The 14,353-nt window shown below is 65.7% G+C and carries 13 protein-coding genes and 2 pseudogenes; 2 read left to right on the forward strand and 13 right to left on the reverse strand.

The window, feature by feature from the left end; all coding sequences use genetic code 11:
* Positions 1-24 precede the first annotated feature (24 nt).
* The 8 genes from V6M63_RS17885 to V6M63_RS17920 are packed head-to-tail and all read right to left on the reverse strand — an operon-like array spanning position 25 to position 8,192.
* On the reverse strand, positions 25-732 hold the full coding sequence (locus V6M63_RS17885; RefSeq protein WP_016452559.1) for an ABC transporter ATP-binding protein: 708 nt from the start codon (positions 730-732) through the stop codon (positions 25-27).
* Positions 729-1,481, reverse strand: coding sequence for an ABC transporter ATP-binding protein (locus tag V6M63_RS17890; RefSeq protein WP_016452560.1), 753 nt, complete (start codon positions 1,479-1,481; stop codon positions 729-731). Before V6M63_RS17890 ends, V6M63_RS17885 begins: the two co-directional genes overlap by 4 nt.
* Positions 1,478-2,446 carry a branched-chain amino acid ABC transporter permease gene (locus V6M63_RS17895; RefSeq protein ID WP_016452561.1) on the reverse strand — a complete coding sequence of 323 codons (969 nt, stop codon included), beginning with the start codon at positions 2,444-2,446 and terminating at the stop codon, positions 1,478-1,480. The genes V6M63_RS17890 and V6M63_RS17895 overlap by 4 nt, the downstream gene beginning before the upstream one ends.
* Positions 2,443-3,300: a branched-chain amino acid ABC transporter permease gene (locus V6M63_RS17900; RefSeq protein ID WP_016452562.1), complete on the reverse strand. Its 858-nt coding sequence runs from the start codon at positions 3,298-3,300 to the stop codon at positions 2,443-2,445. The genes V6M63_RS17895 and V6M63_RS17900 overlap by 4 nt, the downstream gene beginning before the upstream one ends.
* A gap of 48 nt (positions 3,301-3,348) precedes the next feature.
* Positions 3,349-4,545, reverse strand: a complete 1,197-nt coding sequence (locus tag V6M63_RS17905; protein WP_016452563.1) for an ABC transporter substrate-binding protein — start codon at positions 4,543-4,545, stop codon at positions 3,349-3,351.
* 37 nt (positions 4,546-4,582) lie between these two features.
* Positions 4,583-5,392, reverse strand: a complete 810-nt coding sequence (locus tag V6M63_RS17910; RefSeq protein ID WP_016452564.1) for an SDR family NAD(P)-dependent oxidoreductase — start codon at positions 5,390-5,392, stop codon at positions 4,583-4,585.
* Between the two features lie 11 nt (positions 5,393-5,403).
* Positions 5,404-6,591 (reverse strand): lipid-transfer protein, encoded by a 1,188-nt coding sequence (locus tag V6M63_RS17915; protein ID WP_016452565.1) that lies wholly within the window; start codon positions 6,589-6,591, stop codon positions 5,404-5,406.
* A 35-nt stretch (positions 6,592-6,626) separates the two neighbouring features.
* Positions 6,627-8,192 (reverse strand): AMP-binding protein, encoded by a 1,566-nt coding sequence (locus tag V6M63_RS17920; protein ID WP_016452566.1) that lies wholly within the window; start codon positions 8,190-8,192, stop codon positions 6,627-6,629.
* Positions 8,193-8,415: 223 nt separating this feature from the next.
* Between V6M63_RS17920 and V6M63_RS17925 the strand changes: the two genes are divergently transcribed.
* Positions 8,416-9,111 carry a TetR/AcrR family transcriptional regulator gene (locus tag V6M63_RS17925; protein WP_016452567.1) on the forward strand — a complete coding sequence of 232 codons (696 nt, stop codon included), beginning with the start codon at positions 8,416-8,418 and terminating at the stop codon, positions 9,109-9,111.
* A 98-nt stretch (positions 9,112-9,209) separates the two neighbouring features.
* Here the strand turns inward: V6M63_RS17925 and V6M63_RS17930 are convergent.
* From V6M63_RS17930 to V6M63_RS17940, 3 genes and pseudogenes are all read right to left on the reverse strand, one after another.
* Positions 9,210-9,383, reverse strand: a pseudogene (locus V6M63_RS17930) (reverse transcriptase domain-containing protein); the annotation flags it as partial.
* Between the two features lie 7 nt (positions 9,384-9,390).
* Positions 9,391-11,415, reverse strand: a pseudogene (locus tag V6M63_RS17935) (ParB/RepB/Spo0J family partition protein); the annotation flags it as partial.
* Between the two features lie 65 nt (positions 11,416-11,480).
* On the reverse strand, positions 11,481-12,305 hold the full coding sequence (locus V6M63_RS17940; RefSeq protein WP_016452569.1) for a DUF932 domain-containing protein: 825 nt from the start codon (positions 12,303-12,305) through the stop codon (positions 11,481-11,483).
* 554 nt (positions 12,306-12,859) lie between these two features.
* Between V6M63_RS17940 and V6M63_RS17945 the strand changes: the two genes are divergently transcribed.
* A complete protein-coding gene (locus V6M63_RS17945) occupies positions 12,860-13,081 on the forward strand; it encodes a hypothetical protein (protein ID WP_051139142.1) in 222 nt (73 codons plus the stop codon).
* A 47-nt stretch (positions 13,082-13,128) separates the two neighbouring features.
* Here V6M63_RS17945 and V6M63_RS17950 read toward each other — a convergent pair whose 3' ends face one another.
* Together V6M63_RS17950 and V6M63_RS17955 are read right to left on the reverse strand one after the other, a co-directional pair.
* Entirely contained in the window at positions 13,129-13,479 is a 351-nt protein-coding gene (locus tag V6M63_RS17950; RefSeq protein ID WP_016452570.1) for a DUF2958 domain-containing protein, read from the reverse strand.
* Positions 13,480-13,772: 293 nt separating this feature from the next.
* Positions 13,773-14,165, reverse strand: coding sequence for a hypothetical protein (locus V6M63_RS17955; protein WP_016452571.1), 393 nt, complete (start codon positions 14,163-14,165; stop codon positions 13,773-13,775).
* Positions 14,166-14,353 lie beyond the last annotated feature (188 nt).

Genomic DNA, 14,353 nt, shown 5'->3' on the forward strand with positions numbered 1-14,353 from the left:
GGGGTTTGCATGGGCACGGAGCGGTCACGCCGCTGCGCCCGTCGTGATGAGGCCCTCGACGTGGGCGCGCTGCGCGTCCAGTTCCTGGGCCGTGCCGGACCAGGCGACCTGGCCATGGTCCAGCACGTACTGGCGGTGGGCCAGCTTCAGGGGCACCTTGAGGTTCTGCTCCACCAGCACGATGCCGGTGCCCTGGCGATGGACTTCGCTGAACACGCGGACCAGTTGGTCCACGATGACCGGCGCCAGCCCCTCGGTGGGTTCGTCGAGCAGCAGCATGCGCGGGTTGCCCAGCAGGGCGCGCCCGATCGACAGCATCTGCTGCTCGCCGCCGGAGAGCTGGTCGCCGCCGAAGTCCAGCCGTTCCCGCAGGCGCGGGAAGGCGTCCAGCACCCGGTCGAGGGTCCAGTGCCCCGGCTGGTGGGCCAGCGCGCCGATCTTGAGGTTCTCCAGCACCGACAGGTTGGGGAAGATGCGGCGCGTGTCCGGCACCAGCGCCACGCCGAGCTTGGCGATGGCCTCCACGCCCAGGCCCGAAATGTCCTGCTCGCCCAGCAGGCGCCGGCCGGCCACCAGGGGCATCAGGCCGACCAGGGCCTTGAGCAGCGTGGTTTTGCCTGCGCCGTTGCGCCCGACGATGGCGACGATTTCATGGAAATCGATCCGCACGGAGATTTCTTCCAGCGCCAGGGCCTGGCCGTACCTGACGCTGGCTTTTTCGAGTTCGATCACTGCGCGTCCTCCCCAAGGTAAATCGACCGCACCGCTTCGTTCCTGCGGATGTCCTCGGGGGCGCCGCAGGCGATGACCGAGCCGTTGCTCATGACCACGATTTCGTGGGACAGCGACATCACCGCATCCATGTTGTGCTCGATCAGCAGCACCGTGCGCCCCTGCGCGGCCTTGCGGATCAGGGCCAGCGCGGCCTGGATCTCGTGGTGGCCGATGCCCGCCAGCGGTTCGTCCAGCAGCAAAATCCTGGGATCGGGCAGCAGGGTCACGCCCAGTTCCAGCGAGCGCTGCAGGCCGTAGGGCAGCGTGCCCGCGACGTCGTCGCGGTGGGCCGCCAGCCCCGTCAGCTCCAGGATGGCATCCAGCTGCTCGCGGAACTGCCGGTCGAAGTGGCGGCTCATCCAGAAGGGCTGGAACCCGGGCCGGCGGGACTGGGCCGCGACCAGCAGGTTCTCGGCCACCGTCATTTCGCCGAAGATCTTGATGATCTGGAAGCTGCGCCCGATGCCCATGCGGGCCCGTTCGTAGGCGGGGCGCTGGCTGATCTCCCGGCCGCCGCAGTACACCTTGCCCGCATGGCGCATCTGCCGCCCGGCCAGCACGTTCAGCAGCGTGGTCTTGCCCGCGCCGTTGGGTCCGATCAGGCCGTAGATGCAGCCCTCCAGGAATTCATGGCTGACGTCGTTGACCGCCTTCAGGGCGCCGTAGCTGACAGTCACGCCCTCGCACCGCAGTGCTGCCTGGCTCATCGCGCACCTCCGCGCCGGTTCTTCTGGTAGGCCGCGAAACCCTGCTCCAGCTCGCCAACGATGCCGCGCGGGAAGAAGATGGTTGCAAGGATGAACACCAGGCCCAGCACGCCGTACCAGTACTCGGTCCAGCTGCTCAGCCATTCCTTGAGCACCTCGAAGGCGATCACGCCGACGGTGGCGCCCCACAGCGAGCCGGAGCCGCCCAGCAGGGTCATGATGATCACGTCCCCCGAGGTGGTCCAGTGCAGCATCTGCGGGTTCATGTACATCAGCAGCGAGGCCAGCAGCGCCCCCGCCAGGCCGCTCAGGCCGCCCGAGATCACGAAGGTGATCTGCTTGTAGCGGTTGACGTTGAAGCCCAGTTGGTCGGCGCGGGTCTCGTTGCCACGGATCGCCGCGATCACGCGGCCGAACGGCGAACTGCGCAGCGAGATCACCGCCAGCATGACCAGGGCATACACGCCCAGCACGAACCAGTAGTAGTGGACGGGGTCGTAGAAGTCGATGCCCAGGAAGCCCGGGCGCTCCACGCCCGAGATGCCGTCCGACCCGCCAGTGAAGCCGCGCAGCTTGCTGTCCGCCAGGATGAAGATCAGCTGGGACAGCGCCAGGGTCACCAGCGCGAAGAAGATGCCGGACACCCGCAGCGCGAAGAAGCTGAACAGCAGGGCGAACGCAGCCCCCACGATGATGGCCAGGCCCACGCCGGCGGAGAAAGGCAGCCCGTATTTCTGCGTCGCCAGGGCCACGGCGTAGCCGCCCACCCCGAGGAAGGTGGCGTGCCCGAAGGACACCATGCCCAAAGCGCCGAACACGAAGTCGAAGCCGATGGCGAAGATCGCCCAGATGGCCGCCAGGGTGACCAGCTGGATCAGCGCTTCACTCGGGTTGAGGAAGGGCAGCAGGATGCCGGCCGCGGCCAGCAGCAGGCCGAAGCAGATGTCGAACAGGGAGAGTTTCATGCCGTCCTCGCCGCGCGGTAGAACAAGCCCTGCGGGCGCGTCAAGAGGGTGCCGATCAGCAGCACGAAGGTCATGATGTCCACCCAGCCGGGCAGGTACACGTAGCCCAGGGCACGCACCATGCCGATCAGCATGGACGCCGCGATCGCCCCCCGGATGTTCCCCAGCCCACCCAGGATCACGACGATGAAGCAGTCGATGATGGTGTTGGTCGCCATACCCAGCTCGATGGGGAACAGCGGCGCCGCGATCGCGCCCGCCAGGCCCGACAGGCCACAGCCCGTGGCGAAGACCGCCATGCGGATCGCGCCCACTGGCAGGCCCAGGATGCGCACCATTTCCGCGTCGCTGCTGGCGGCCCGCACGAGCATGCCGAAAGTGCTCTTCTCAAGCACCAAGTACAGGCCCGCCGAGACGAGAGCGCCGAACCCGATCACGAACAGCCGGTACATCGGGATCGTGCTGCCCAGCATGTCCACGGTGCCGTTCCACAGCGGCGGAATCGCCACCTCCTGGTAGCCGGGGCCCCAGACGAAGCGCACCACGTCGCTCAGGATCAGGATCAGGCCGAAGGTCAGGATCAGCTGGTAGAAGTGCGGGCGCTCGTAGAGCGGTCGCAGCGCCAGCTTCTCGATCACCGCGCCCGCCAGCGCGGTGAAGAACGTAGCGGCCAGCACGCCCATGAGGAACGAGCCCGTGCGCCGCCCCGTTTCATACGAGACGTAGGCGCCCAACATATAGATGGCACCGTGGGCAAAATTGATCACACCCAGCATGCCGAAGATGAGCGTCAGGCCCGCCGCCAGCAAAAACAGCAGCATGCCCAGGCTCAAGCCGATCACGATAGTTGACATAGCGATTCACCGAGTGCGGAAGGCCGGGGCGGCCTCCCGCTGCGGCCTTCAGTTCTTGCAGGCCTCGAACAGCTTCTCTTCGGGAAAGACCTTGGTGATCTTCATCGTCAGCGCGGGGGCTGGCGGGGTGCCCTGCACCACCTCGCCCCAGAAGCCCGGCTGCAGGGCCTGGTGGTCGCAGGCACGCATGGTCTTCTTGCCTTCCACGGAGTTCTCGCGGACGCTGGCGGCGAAGGCGTCCACCCACTTCTCCTTGTCCCAGGAGCCGGTCTTTTCCACCGTGTCCAGCCACCACGCCATGCCGTCGTAGGCCTCCCCGGCCGTCATGCTGGGGAAGATGCCGAACTTCTTGCGGTAGGCCTCGACGAACTTGCGGTTGGCGGCGGTGTCGATGGTGTGGTCGTAGCGCAGGCCGGAATTGACGCCCAGCGAGGCCGGCCCCACGGCCGCCGCCATGGTTTCATCGGCGGCCACGGGTCCGAAAAGCACCTTGCTCTTGCCCAGGTTCACCTGGCCGGCCTGCTTGAGCAAAGTAACCACGTCCGAGCCCGTCAGCATCAGCAGCACGCCGTCGGCGTCGGACTTGGCGATCTTGTCCACGATGGACGAATAGTCGCGGTTGCCCAGGGGCGGGAAGTCCTCACCCACGATCTGGATACCGTTGGGGCCGGTCTGCTGCTTGATCCACTCGTAGCCGTCACGGGTGGCCTGGTAGTCGGCGGTAACGATGTAGATCTTCTTGAGCTTCCTGTCCTGCATGTACGCCAGCGCCATGCGGTTTTCCATGCCCAGGTTGTTCGATGTACGGAAGGTGTAGCGGGAGCCGCCGGGCACGGTGATCTTGTCGTCCGCCGAGATGGTGACGAGGTGGGGCACCTTGCGCTGCTTGGCCAGGTTCATGACCGCCAGCGTGGAGGCGGAGCTGAGCGCACCGAAGATCATGTGCGAGCCCTCGGAGATCAGCTTGGTGGCCTTCTGCACGGCGGGCTGGGGCTTGGTTTCGTCGTCCTCCCAGGTGACTTCGATGGGCACGCCCATCACCTTGCCGCCGCGCTCCTCGACGGCGATCTGCACGCCCCGGCGCATGTCCTCGCCCAGCAGCCCGTAGGGACCGGAGAGCGACAGCACGCCGCCGATCTTGAACTTCTCGGGCTTGGACTGGGCATGCCCGTTGGACACCAGCCCCATGGCCGCCGCCGCGGCGACCACCATGCCCTTTTTAAACCATTTCGCAACGCTAACCATGATGTGTCTCCTGTCGTTGATTTGCATGTATTCCAGGTCAGCCGATGCGGGCGGAAATACCGCCATCGACCATGATTTCGGCGGACGTGACGTACTTGGATTCGTCACTCGCCAGCCACAGGGCCGTGGTGGCCACGTCCCATGCGTCTCCCATGTGGCCCATGGGGCACTGCCGGTCCCGCTTGGCCAGCATTTCCTCCTGCGACGCTTCCCGGTACCCGTCCGCCAGCGACAGCACGGGCTGTCGGACCATGGGCGTATTCATCAGGCCCGGCATCAGCACGTTCGAGCGGATGCCCCGCTTGGCGTATTCCAGGGCGACGCTGCGGGAGAAGCCGAGCACCGCGGCCTTCGAGGCGCTGTAGGACACGTAGGCCACGCCGCTGTCGCGCACGCCGGCTACCGAGCCGATGTTGACGATGCTCCCCCGGCCTTTCCGGAGCATGGAGGGGATCGCATGCTTGCAGGTCAGGAACATGGAGGTGAGGTTGATGTCGAAGACCAGGCGCCAGTCCTCCAGGCTCTGCTCGACGACCCCACCCAGGCGGGCGGTGCCGACGTTGTTCACCAGGATGTCGATGTCGCCATAGGTGGTCACGCAATCCTGGACCAGCGCTTCCACCGCGCCGGGGTCGGTCACGTCGCACTGGGCCACGCTCATGGCCCCGCCCTCTTCCCGCACGATCGACTCGGTCTCGCGCGCTGCGTCCAGGTGGATGTCGCAGCCATAGACCTTCGCCCCTTCGCGGGCGAACAACACGGCCATGGCCTTGCCATTGCCCCAGCCGGGCCCCGATGATCCGCAACCGGTGACCAGGGCCACCTTGCCTTCCAGGCGTTTCACCATGATCTCGTCCCTCAGTCCGCGCGCCCGTACAGGGTCACCACGGTGGCGCCGCCCAGGCCCGCGTTGTGCTGCAAGGCCAGGCGTGCACCCTCCACTTGGCGTGCTTCGGCGCTGCCGCGCAGTTGGTGGGTCAGCTCGTAGCACTGCGCCAAGCCGGTCGCGCCCAGCGGATGGCCCTTGGACAGCAGCCCGCCCGAGGGGTTGACGACGACCGCGCCGCCATAGGTGTTGCTGTCCGACTCGACGAAGGCCCGGCCCTCGCCGACGGCGCAGAAACCCAGGCCCTCGTAGCTGAGCAGCTCGTTCTGCGCAAAGCAGTCGTGCAGCTCGCACACGTCGATGTCCTGCGGTCCCACGCCTGCCGCCTCGTAGACCTGGCGGGCGGCCTCGCGCGTCATGTCGAAGCCCACAACGGAAATCGCGGACTTGTCGGCGAACGCGCCGGGGCGGTCGGACACCAGCGACTGCGCCAACACCTGCACGTTGGCGGAGAGGCCCATCTTCTGGGCGAACTTCTTGCTCACGAAGACGGCGGCAGCGGCGCCGCAGGTCGGCGGGCAGGCCATCAGGCGGGTCATGGCGCCGGGCACCAGGGGCGAGCTGGCCAGCACCTCCTCCACCGTCACCTCCTTGCGGAACAGCGCCAGCGGATTGCGCGCAGCGTGGCGGCTGGCCTTGGCGCGGATCCTGGCGAAGGTGTCCAGCGGGGTGCCGTACCGCTCCATGTGCTCGCGGCCCGCCGCGCCGAAGTAGCGGATCGCCATGGGCAGCTCGGGGTGGCCGAAGATCTCGTCCATGACCCCGTTGAAGTGGTCGAGCGGATCGGGCCGGTCGTCCCAGTACGCCCTCAGGGCGCCGGCGGGCATCTGTTCGAAACCCACCGCCAGCGCGCAGTCCGCCGAGCCGTTGGCCACGGCCTTGCGCGCCATGTACAGGGCCGTGGAGCCGGAGGAGCAGTTGTTGTTGACGTTGATCACCGGCACCCCGGTCATGCCGACCTCGTAGACCGCGCGCTGGCCGCTGGCCGAGTCGCCATAGACGTAGCCCGCATAGACGTCCTGCACGTCGGAGTAGGTGAGGCCCGCGTCCTGCAGCGCCTCGCGGATCGCCTGCGCAGCCATTTCCGGGTACGGCAGGTTGTCGCCGGGTTTCTTGAAAGGGGTCATGCCGACACCGGCAACGAGAACGGGCTCTTGCATTGCGATACCTCCGGGGTTGAATCACCAAACGTGCGTCAGGAAACCATGCGCTCCTGCGCGTGCCAATACTTCTTGCGGACTTCTTTCTTCAAGACCTTGCCCACCGCACTGCGCGGCAGCTGCGCGACGATCTCGACCTCCTTGGGCGCCTTGATGCTGCCCAGGCGGTCCTTGACGAACTGGATGAGCGCCTGCGGCTCCACGGACTGGCCCGGGCGCAGCTCGATGACCGCCCTGACGGCCTCGCCCCACTTGTCGTCGGGCACGCCGATGACGGCGCAGTCCTTCACGGCCGGGTGGGCCATGACGGCGGCCTCGACCTCGGACGAGAAGACGTTGAAGCCGCCCGTGACGATCATGTCCTTCTTGCGGTCAACGATGAACAGGAAGCCCTGCTCGTCGAAATAGCCCACGTCGCCCGTGCAGTGCCAGCCGTGGCGCTGCACTTCAGCCGTGGCCTCGGGGTTCTTGTAGTAGCCCTCGGTCACGATGTCGCCCTGCGCGACGATCTCGCCCACGGCCCCCGGCTGGGTGAGCAGGCTGCCGTCGTCGTCCATGACCGCCACCCGCGTGAAGGGGAAGCGGCGCCCCGCGCTCAGCAGGCGCTGGCGGGGCGCCACCTGCCCGTCGATGAAATGGTCCTCGACCCGCAGCACGGAGATCGCGCCAGGCACTTCCGCCTGGCCATAGATCTGCAGCATGACGGGGCCGAACACATCGATGGCCTCCGCCAGTTTGTCGGGCGACATGGGTGCGGCGCCGTACATGAGGTAGCGCAGCGCGGAAAAGTCGAAATCGCGGACGTTGGGCTGCGCCAGTAGCGTATAGATGACTGTTGGGGGCAGGAACAGCATGTTGACCCGCTCCTGCTCGATCACCTTGAGCAGGTTCTGCGGATCAATCCCGTCCATCAGGACAACGCGGCCACCGCGCGCCATGAAGGGCAGCGACACCAGCCCCGCCGTGTGGGTGATAGGTGCCGCCGCCAGCACGGTCATGCAGTCGGTAATGTTCATGGCCGACATATGGTTGGCCATGGTCGCCGTCAGGTTGCGGTGGCTGAGCATGACGCCCTTCGAGCGCCCCGTGGTGCCACCGGTACCCATGATCATGGCCAGCCCCCGCGGCTGCAGCGGCGCTGCGTACATCTCGGGCGGCTGGCCTTGGATCAACCGAGCAATCGACAGATCCGCCCCATCGGCCTCTTCCAGAGCTATGTAGTGACGAATGCGGGGGACCTTGCCGCGGATCTCGGCGACCTGGCTGATATAGCGGGCCTGATAGAAAAGGACGTCGCAGTCCATGTCCTGCAGGAACTCGATGTTGGTCTCCACGCTGTTGCGCGCATTAACGGGCAGCCAGACACCCCCTCCGCGCAACACCCCCAGCAGCGCCACGAAAGCAGCCCCGGCATTGCCGCTCAGCACTGCGCCGTGAAAACCAGGTGCGAGTCCCAAGGCCTGTAGCCCCCGTGCGATCTGGCACGTGAGCGCTCCCGCTTGCGCATAGGTGACGGCCGGGGTATCACGCCCGCAGTCCACGAAACAAGGCGCATCCGGATGGCTGGTAGCACCAGCATCGAAATAGTCCAGCAGATTCATTGCTGTGCTTCTCCGTTCAAGTCAAGTCTGGTTCGGTGGAACAGCTATCGCAGACAATTCACATGCCTGCGGCGGCGGCGTTCAGCTGGAGGCCTCTGCATTCGGTGATGCCCCTTGCATGCTGTTCAAGCGGTACCATTTCTTTTAAATTGGTACCATTAGACGCGCTCGATTGGTACCAAGTCAATTGACTTGGTACCATGTCTCATTAGGAGAAACCCGCATGAAAAAGAAGCTCACAGACGAAGAGTTCTTCGATGCGCTGACCCATCTGCTCCTGACGGAGGGGGTCAAAGGCCTGACCGTGGGTGAAATCGCCGCACGGCTGCACTGCTCGCGGCGGCGCCTCTACGACATTGCGCAGACGAAGGAAGAGATCTTCTGCGCCGTCGTGCAACGCTTTTTCGATAGCCTCCTGAGACAGGGCGAAGCACTGATCCACCGTGAACAGGATTTGACGACAGCACTCGCTGCCTACCTGGACGTAGGCGTCCAGGCGGCTAGTCGCATCGGTGTCCAGTTCCTGAAGGACGTCGAAGATTCAGCAGTTGCCAGAGGTATCTTCGATCACTACCAGCAGGTCCGTACCCTTAGGCTATCCCAACTCATCGACGATGGGGTACACCAGGGTGTCTTCGCACCCTGCCATGGGCTGGTCGTATCCGAACTCATTCTGGGAGCCGCACTAAGGCTGCGCCGCCCGGCATTCCTTGCCCAGGCCAATCTCACCCTTGAGGACGCATTCCAAGAGTTCTACCGGGTGCTGCTAGGTGGGCTACTGATCGACTCAGCCACACCAAAAGCGGCTCGTAGGGGCGTACGGGCAAGCCGAGCCACTTCGCAGCGCACCGTCACAAAGAAAGATACAGACCCTGATGAAGTCGGCACGATGCTAATTGCCGCCTGGAATCGCGGTTAGGGAAGGTCTGCACAACACCCGCTGCGACAAGCGCCGGCACGTGATGTTTCAAGACCTGCACGTTTTCCTAGTGGTTGAAGCTGGCAGTACTATGGTTGCCTGCCCGCTTCAAGCGCCTGATGCGCGCTGCGCCCCGGCCGGAAGCCGTAGCTGTGCTCGCTGAAGGTCGGATCGATGAGCGGTTGCAGCACCTGCAGCAGGGCCTGCTGGATCAACCTGTCCACCACGGTGGGAATCCCCAATTCCCGCGTCCCTCCGCCCGGCTTGGGTACCCGGAATAGTGGCGGCTTCTTCCGCGCCGTTCTGCTGCGCAACCTGCGGGCTTTCCTCGGGTACGTCTGCCTTCGTGAAGATGGTAGGCATCCAGCCGGTGCCCTTCGCCAGCCGCTCGGCCTCGCTGGCAATGTCGGCCTTCTTGAGCTTTGCCAGCCGGTGGACGCTCTCGGGCGCGAACTCGCCCACGGCTTGCAAAACCGCCGCCTTCGCAACGTGCTTGAAATAGCCTTCCGCCGTGGGTTGCCACCATACGGCCATGTCGAGGCCCACGGCCTGCGCCAGTTCCGCGCCGGGCTGCTGCGCCGTGCCGCGCGGCGTCACCACGTCCACCGTCGAAGCCACGCACACGGCCAGCAGCTTGACCAACTCGCCTTGCTCCATCGCCAGCAGCGCGACGAACAGTGCGGCGCTGTCCTCGGGCAACTTGCCGCCCCACGCCTGCTGCAATTCGCGGAGCGCTACGGCGGCGGGTGACTCGGGCCAGTCCGGTGCCATGCCTTCCAGCCGGTCTTGAATTTTCAGGCTCACGCCCAGCGGAATATCGTGGCCGTAGTAGCGGCCCTGCAAGACGGTCTGCACCATGCCATGCACCAGCACGGCCAGCGCCACATGTGGATGCTGGGCCACCTCGATTTGCAGCGCCGCCGTGCGGTGCGCGCTCAGGCGTTGGGCCAGCCGGTCGGAAATCGCTGCGGCCTTGGGCTGCTCGTCTTCCTCGCCTTCGTCATCGTTCGCGGCGTCCGGGTCGCTAAAGCCTTGGCGCAACTTCTCCAGCGTGCGAAGGGCTTTCGCCTCGGCCTCGCGCAGCAGCCCTCGATGAATCACGGCCTCGCCGTTGCGGTCGATGGTGACGATGGCACCGGCTGCGGCCTTCACATTCGCGCCGTATCCCTGCAAGCCTTCTTCCAGTGCCTGCAACTGCTCGCCCAGGGCTTCGCCTTCCTCCTGCAAGGCATCGGCCTTGTCCTCGTCGTCGGCGTCCATCGCGGCATCCACCGCTTCGGCCACCTCCTGCATCTTGGCTTGCAGCTTCTCGATGCGCTGCGCTTCGCGCTTGTTGGGTTCGCGCCGCTCCCTCGGGGCGCGCTGGAAGGCGTGCAGGTCGGCATGGGTCATGCCCGGCGTGGCATCGGCCCAAGCCCAGCCCTCGGCCTTCACCTCGGCGGCGATGCCCGCCAGCTTGTCCTGTGCCAGCCGTTCCAGCAATGCAGCATCAGTCAGGTACACGCCCGCGTCATCCTCCGCGAACAGGTCGCGGCGGATACCGCCGCCCTCCTGCTCGTAGGCGTCCAGCCCGACGAAGCGCACCAACGGATGCCGGTAAGCGTCGATTTCCCGTTCGGTGAGGCGTTCGCGCAAATGCGAAGGGTGGCGTTGCCACTGCGGGGCGTCGTAGAAAGCGGCTTCCTGCGCCGCGTGGTCATCCGTTCCGGCCAGGGCCATCAGCTGGTCCAGGCTCACGGCGTCGGCCCGATAGTCGGCCATCAGGCGCGGGGAGACATTCGCCAGCTTCAAGCGGCGCTGCACGACCAGCGGCGTGACACTGAAATCCGCCGCAATGTCCTCGATGGGCCGGCCTTCGGCCACCAGTGTCGCGAAGGCTTCAAATTGGTCTGCCGGGTGCATGGCTTCACGCTGCACGTTCTCGGTGAGGCTGGCCGTGCGCGCAGTGCCATCGGCCACCTGCAGGCAAGGCACGTCCCAATCCTTGGCGATGCGGTGCTTCTTCGCCAGCAGCTTCAACGCGGCCAGCCTGCGCCCACCGGCCACCACCTCGTAATGCAGGCCATCGGCGGCGGGAATCACGATCAGGTTTTGCAGCAGGCCCACGCGCTGGATGGATGCGGCCAGTTCAGGGATGGACATGCGCGGGGTCTTGCGCACGTTGCGGCCCGTGCGGCGCAGCACCAGACGCGACAGCGGCACCAGGATCATGTACTTGCTCGGGTCGGCGGCTTGCAGCACGTTCGCGGCGCTGCTGGCTGCGGTGTTGACGGCGCGGGCTTCGGTGGTGGTAACGGCGTTCATGGCGAATCTCCAATCAAGTGAAACAAGGGAATGGAGGGGAACCGCCCCTCCGGCGGGGGAACGGTTCAGGCCTTGAGGGCGCGCATGCCATCGGCCAGCAGCCACAGGGCGCGATTCAGGCGAATGTCGGAATCAATGCCCTGCACGGGGCGGGTTTGCTGCCTGCGGCCATTGGCGGCGCGGCCATGCAATCCGCCCTTGGTCAGGTTCTCCTGCGTGCGGTTAAACACGCTCCACAAGTCGGGGCGGCGATCCTCGAAGCGGCGCGGCATCAGGATTTGCGATTCCGTGACGGGCGCGGGCTTGTTCGGGTCGTCGTACTTCAAAGCCAGCGCGGCACGGGCGAACACTTCGGATTCGCCATCGTCCAAGGTGATGCCGCGCATCAGGTCGCGGGACTCCTGCACCCGGTCAAAGCCGCGCAGAACCTCGAAGGCGCCTTCGATGACTTGGCCCGCCACGTCGCCTTTGTGAGGCACGCGCACATCGGCAAAGGTGTCGCCGCACACCAGCCCATTGGCGCAGATAAATCTGAATTGCCCGGCCAGCATCTGATAGCTGCTGGTGCCATCGTGCGAGTTCAGCAGCACGATTTCGTTAGCTTCCGCGCCGTTGATCTGGCTGGCGTGGCGTAGGCGCAGCAGGTGTTTCGTGTGTTCGCGCCGCCTCTCGTTGCGTACACGGGTCTGGCACACCATGAAGGGCTGGAAGCCTTCTTTGCGAAGCTCAGTCAAAACCGTAGCCGTGGGGATGTAGCTGTATCGCTCCGAACGGCTCTCATGCGGGGAGTCCGCGAAGATGGACGGGGCCACGCGCCGGATTTGGTCATCCGACAGGGGATAGTCGGAACGCAGTGCGGGGGAATGGTTTGCGAAACGGGATGCGAGCATGTCTTTCTCCTGACTTGGCTGTTGAAGAAACACCGGATTCCTAGATTCGGAGCCCAGCCTTTCGGCTGTTCGGTGCAGTCGGCACGAGGAACCCGGTTGGCCCTGTTGCCACCGTCTTTCCTGAGTTCATCGCCCGCGACGGTCAGGAGCGCGCGGACGGGGGCCGTCAAGGAGACAAGCGCAGGGTTGGTGCGGCCCGCAGGCGCAGCCGAGGACACGGCCCTGCGCGCCTTGACGGCACACGGCCGCGGGCTACAGTCGCGGACAAGGTGATGAGTCAGGGAAGACGGCTGGACAAGGCAACGGCCCCTCAACACGCCGACCGCACGGCAAGCGAAGCGCGCAGGCCCGAAGCTGGAAGCCGGGCCGGAGGCGTCAGCCGACCGGAGGGAGGGGACGATGGAAGCCCGTCAGGGGCGAAACCCCGCAGGGGGTTCGATGCGCAGCACGACAGCGCGACCGGCCATCTCCCAGGTGGCCGGGGACGTCCACATGACTTCAACGAAATCCCCTTGGACTGCTACTCGCCCAGCCATCGGCACAATGGCAATGACATGGACATACGAGCCCTACAAGACGATGAACTGATGGCCCAGGCCCGAGACTGGCGGCAACGGGCACTGCGCGGAGAAAAAAACGCACGCGGCTTTGCGCACGAACTGGAATGCGAAGTGCGTCGGCGCTTCCCCAAGAACGACAGGCCCTTGACGCTGCCGCCCGTGCGCCTGCTGGGCACGGTGTCGCAGCCTATCCAGCGTCGATGGAAGCCCTGGTGAACGCCCAGGGGGAGTAGAGAAAAGGGGCGTGGCGCCCCTTGACAGAATCAGAAGACGATCCGCCCCGCCAGCCGCGCATCCCGCGCATAGGCACTCAGCCGCTTCTCGGCACGAAAGTGCAGATCGCGCTCGATCGGCAACCCCAGCCGCCCGCGCACGGTCGCCAGTTCCTGCAGGCTGACCCAGCCCAGCTCGGGCATCCCCAGGCCCAGATCGCACAGACCGAAAGCATGGTCGTGATCGTCCGGGTCGATCTCGGTCAGCAGCCAGGTCGCGCCGGCATCCGGTGTGAACAGCTTGAGCACAGGGGCCGGATCAAAGTCCGACGTTTCGGTGGATTGCCGGCCGTTGGCCAGCAGCAGCGCACGCTGCTCGTCGGTGATGAATGCGCAGTTCATGGTGAACTCCTGAAGGATGCCGGGCGGAATTGCCCAGCCCTTCCGGGGCACGGCGCAGCGCAAGCAGTCAAGGGTCATCGACGGCCGCAGGCCGCAAGCGCCATCGGCGCGCAGCCCTTGACGGCGAGCACGCCGTGGCACGATGAAGGAAACAGCAAGCCGCCCCTCCAACGAAGGCACGGACTGGCAAGCGAAGCGCGCAGCGCCACAGGCGCGGAGAAACCCGCACCGGGCGCAGCAGAAAAAATGCGCCGCCCCCGCAAGGACGACGCACCGAAGGCTGCGCAGCGCGATCAGTTCGCCGCCGGCACCGTCATCGACTGCAACTGCTCGATCACGCCAGGCTCAACGAACACGCAAGCCTGCTCGTCCGCGATCGGCACGTTGAACAACTGCGCGAACACCGTGCGTCGCAGATGGGCCAGCCGGCCCGTCCGGTATACCTGTTCGGGCTTCATGCGCCCGCCGGCCTGCGAGCCGCTGCGCTGCGGATCGCATTCGACCAGCGCGACAAAGCCATCGTCGGACAGCTTCTGATGCTCGGGGCACAGACCCCAGCCCGTCTTCGTATGGCGCTCCATGCTGGCGCGCAGGCGCTTGTCCAGCAGGATGGTGCCGGTATCGAACGCCGTGCCGCAAACGAGGCAAACGTGCTGTTCGAGGGAAACGTGTGATTTATCGTTCATGACGATCTCCGGTTGCACGGGCGGAATTGCCCGGAACCGTCGCCCCCACGGCGTAGCGCAGCAGTCAGGGGTCGCAGACGGCCGCCAGGACGCAAGCGCGCACAAGCGCGCGCCGCCCTTGACGGCGAGAACGCCGTGATACGGTGAAGGGAACAGCAAGACCGCTCACACCCGCCCACTGCAAACAC

This window comes from Hydrogenophaga sp. (genome assembly GCF_036675665.1).
Taxonomy (GTDB): domain Bacteria; phylum Pseudomonadota; class Gammaproteobacteria; order Burkholderiales; family Burkholderiaceae_C; genus Hydrogenophaga.

Coding starts and splice junctions, on each gene's coding strand:
- V6M63_RS17910 (WP_016452564.1), bottom strand. CDS start 5,392: ATGGTGAAACGCCTGGAAGGCAAGGTGGCCCTGGTCACCGGTTGCGGA.
- V6M63_RS17940 (WP_016452569.1), bottom strand. CDS start 12,305: ATGCTCGCATCCCGTTTCGCAAACCATTCCCCCGCACTGCGTTCCGAC.
- V6M63_RS17920 (WP_016452566.1), bottom strand. CDS start 8,192: ATGAATCTGCTGGACTATTTCGATGCTGGTGCTACCAGCCATCCGGAT.
- V6M63_RS17900 (WP_016452562.1), bottom strand. CDS start 3,300: ATGTCAACTATCGTGATCGGCTTGAGCCTGGGCATGCTGCTGTTTTTG.
- V6M63_RS17915 (WP_016452565.1), bottom strand. CDS start 6,591: ATGCAAGAGCCCGTTCTCGTTGCCGGTGTCGGCATGACCCCTTTCAAG.
- V6M63_RS17925 (WP_016452567.1), top strand. CDS start 8,416: ATGAAAAAGAAGCTCACAGACGAAGAGTTCTTCGATGCGCTGACCCAT.
- V6M63_RS17950 (WP_016452570.1), bottom strand. CDS start 13,479: ATGAACTGCGCATTCATCACCGACGAGCAGCGTGCGCTGCTGCTGGCC.
- V6M63_RS17895 (WP_016452561.1), bottom strand. CDS start 2,446: ATGAAACTCTCCCTGTTCGACATCTGCTTCGGCCTGCTGCTGGCCGCG.
- V6M63_RS17890 (WP_016452560.1), bottom strand. CDS start 1,481: ATGAGCCAGGCAGCACTGCGGTGCGAGGGCGTGACTGTCAGCTACGGC.
- V6M63_RS17945 (WP_051139142.1), top strand. CDS start 12,860: ATGGACATACGAGCCCTACAAGACGATGAACTGATGGCCCAGGCCCGA.
- V6M63_RS17955 (WP_016452571.1), bottom strand. CDS start 14,165: ATGAACGATAAATCACACGTTTCCCTCGAACAGCACGTTTGCCTCGTT.
- V6M63_RS17905 (WP_016452563.1), bottom strand. CDS start 4,545: ATGGTTAGCGTTGCGAAATGGTTTAAAAAGGGCATGGTGGTCGCCGCG.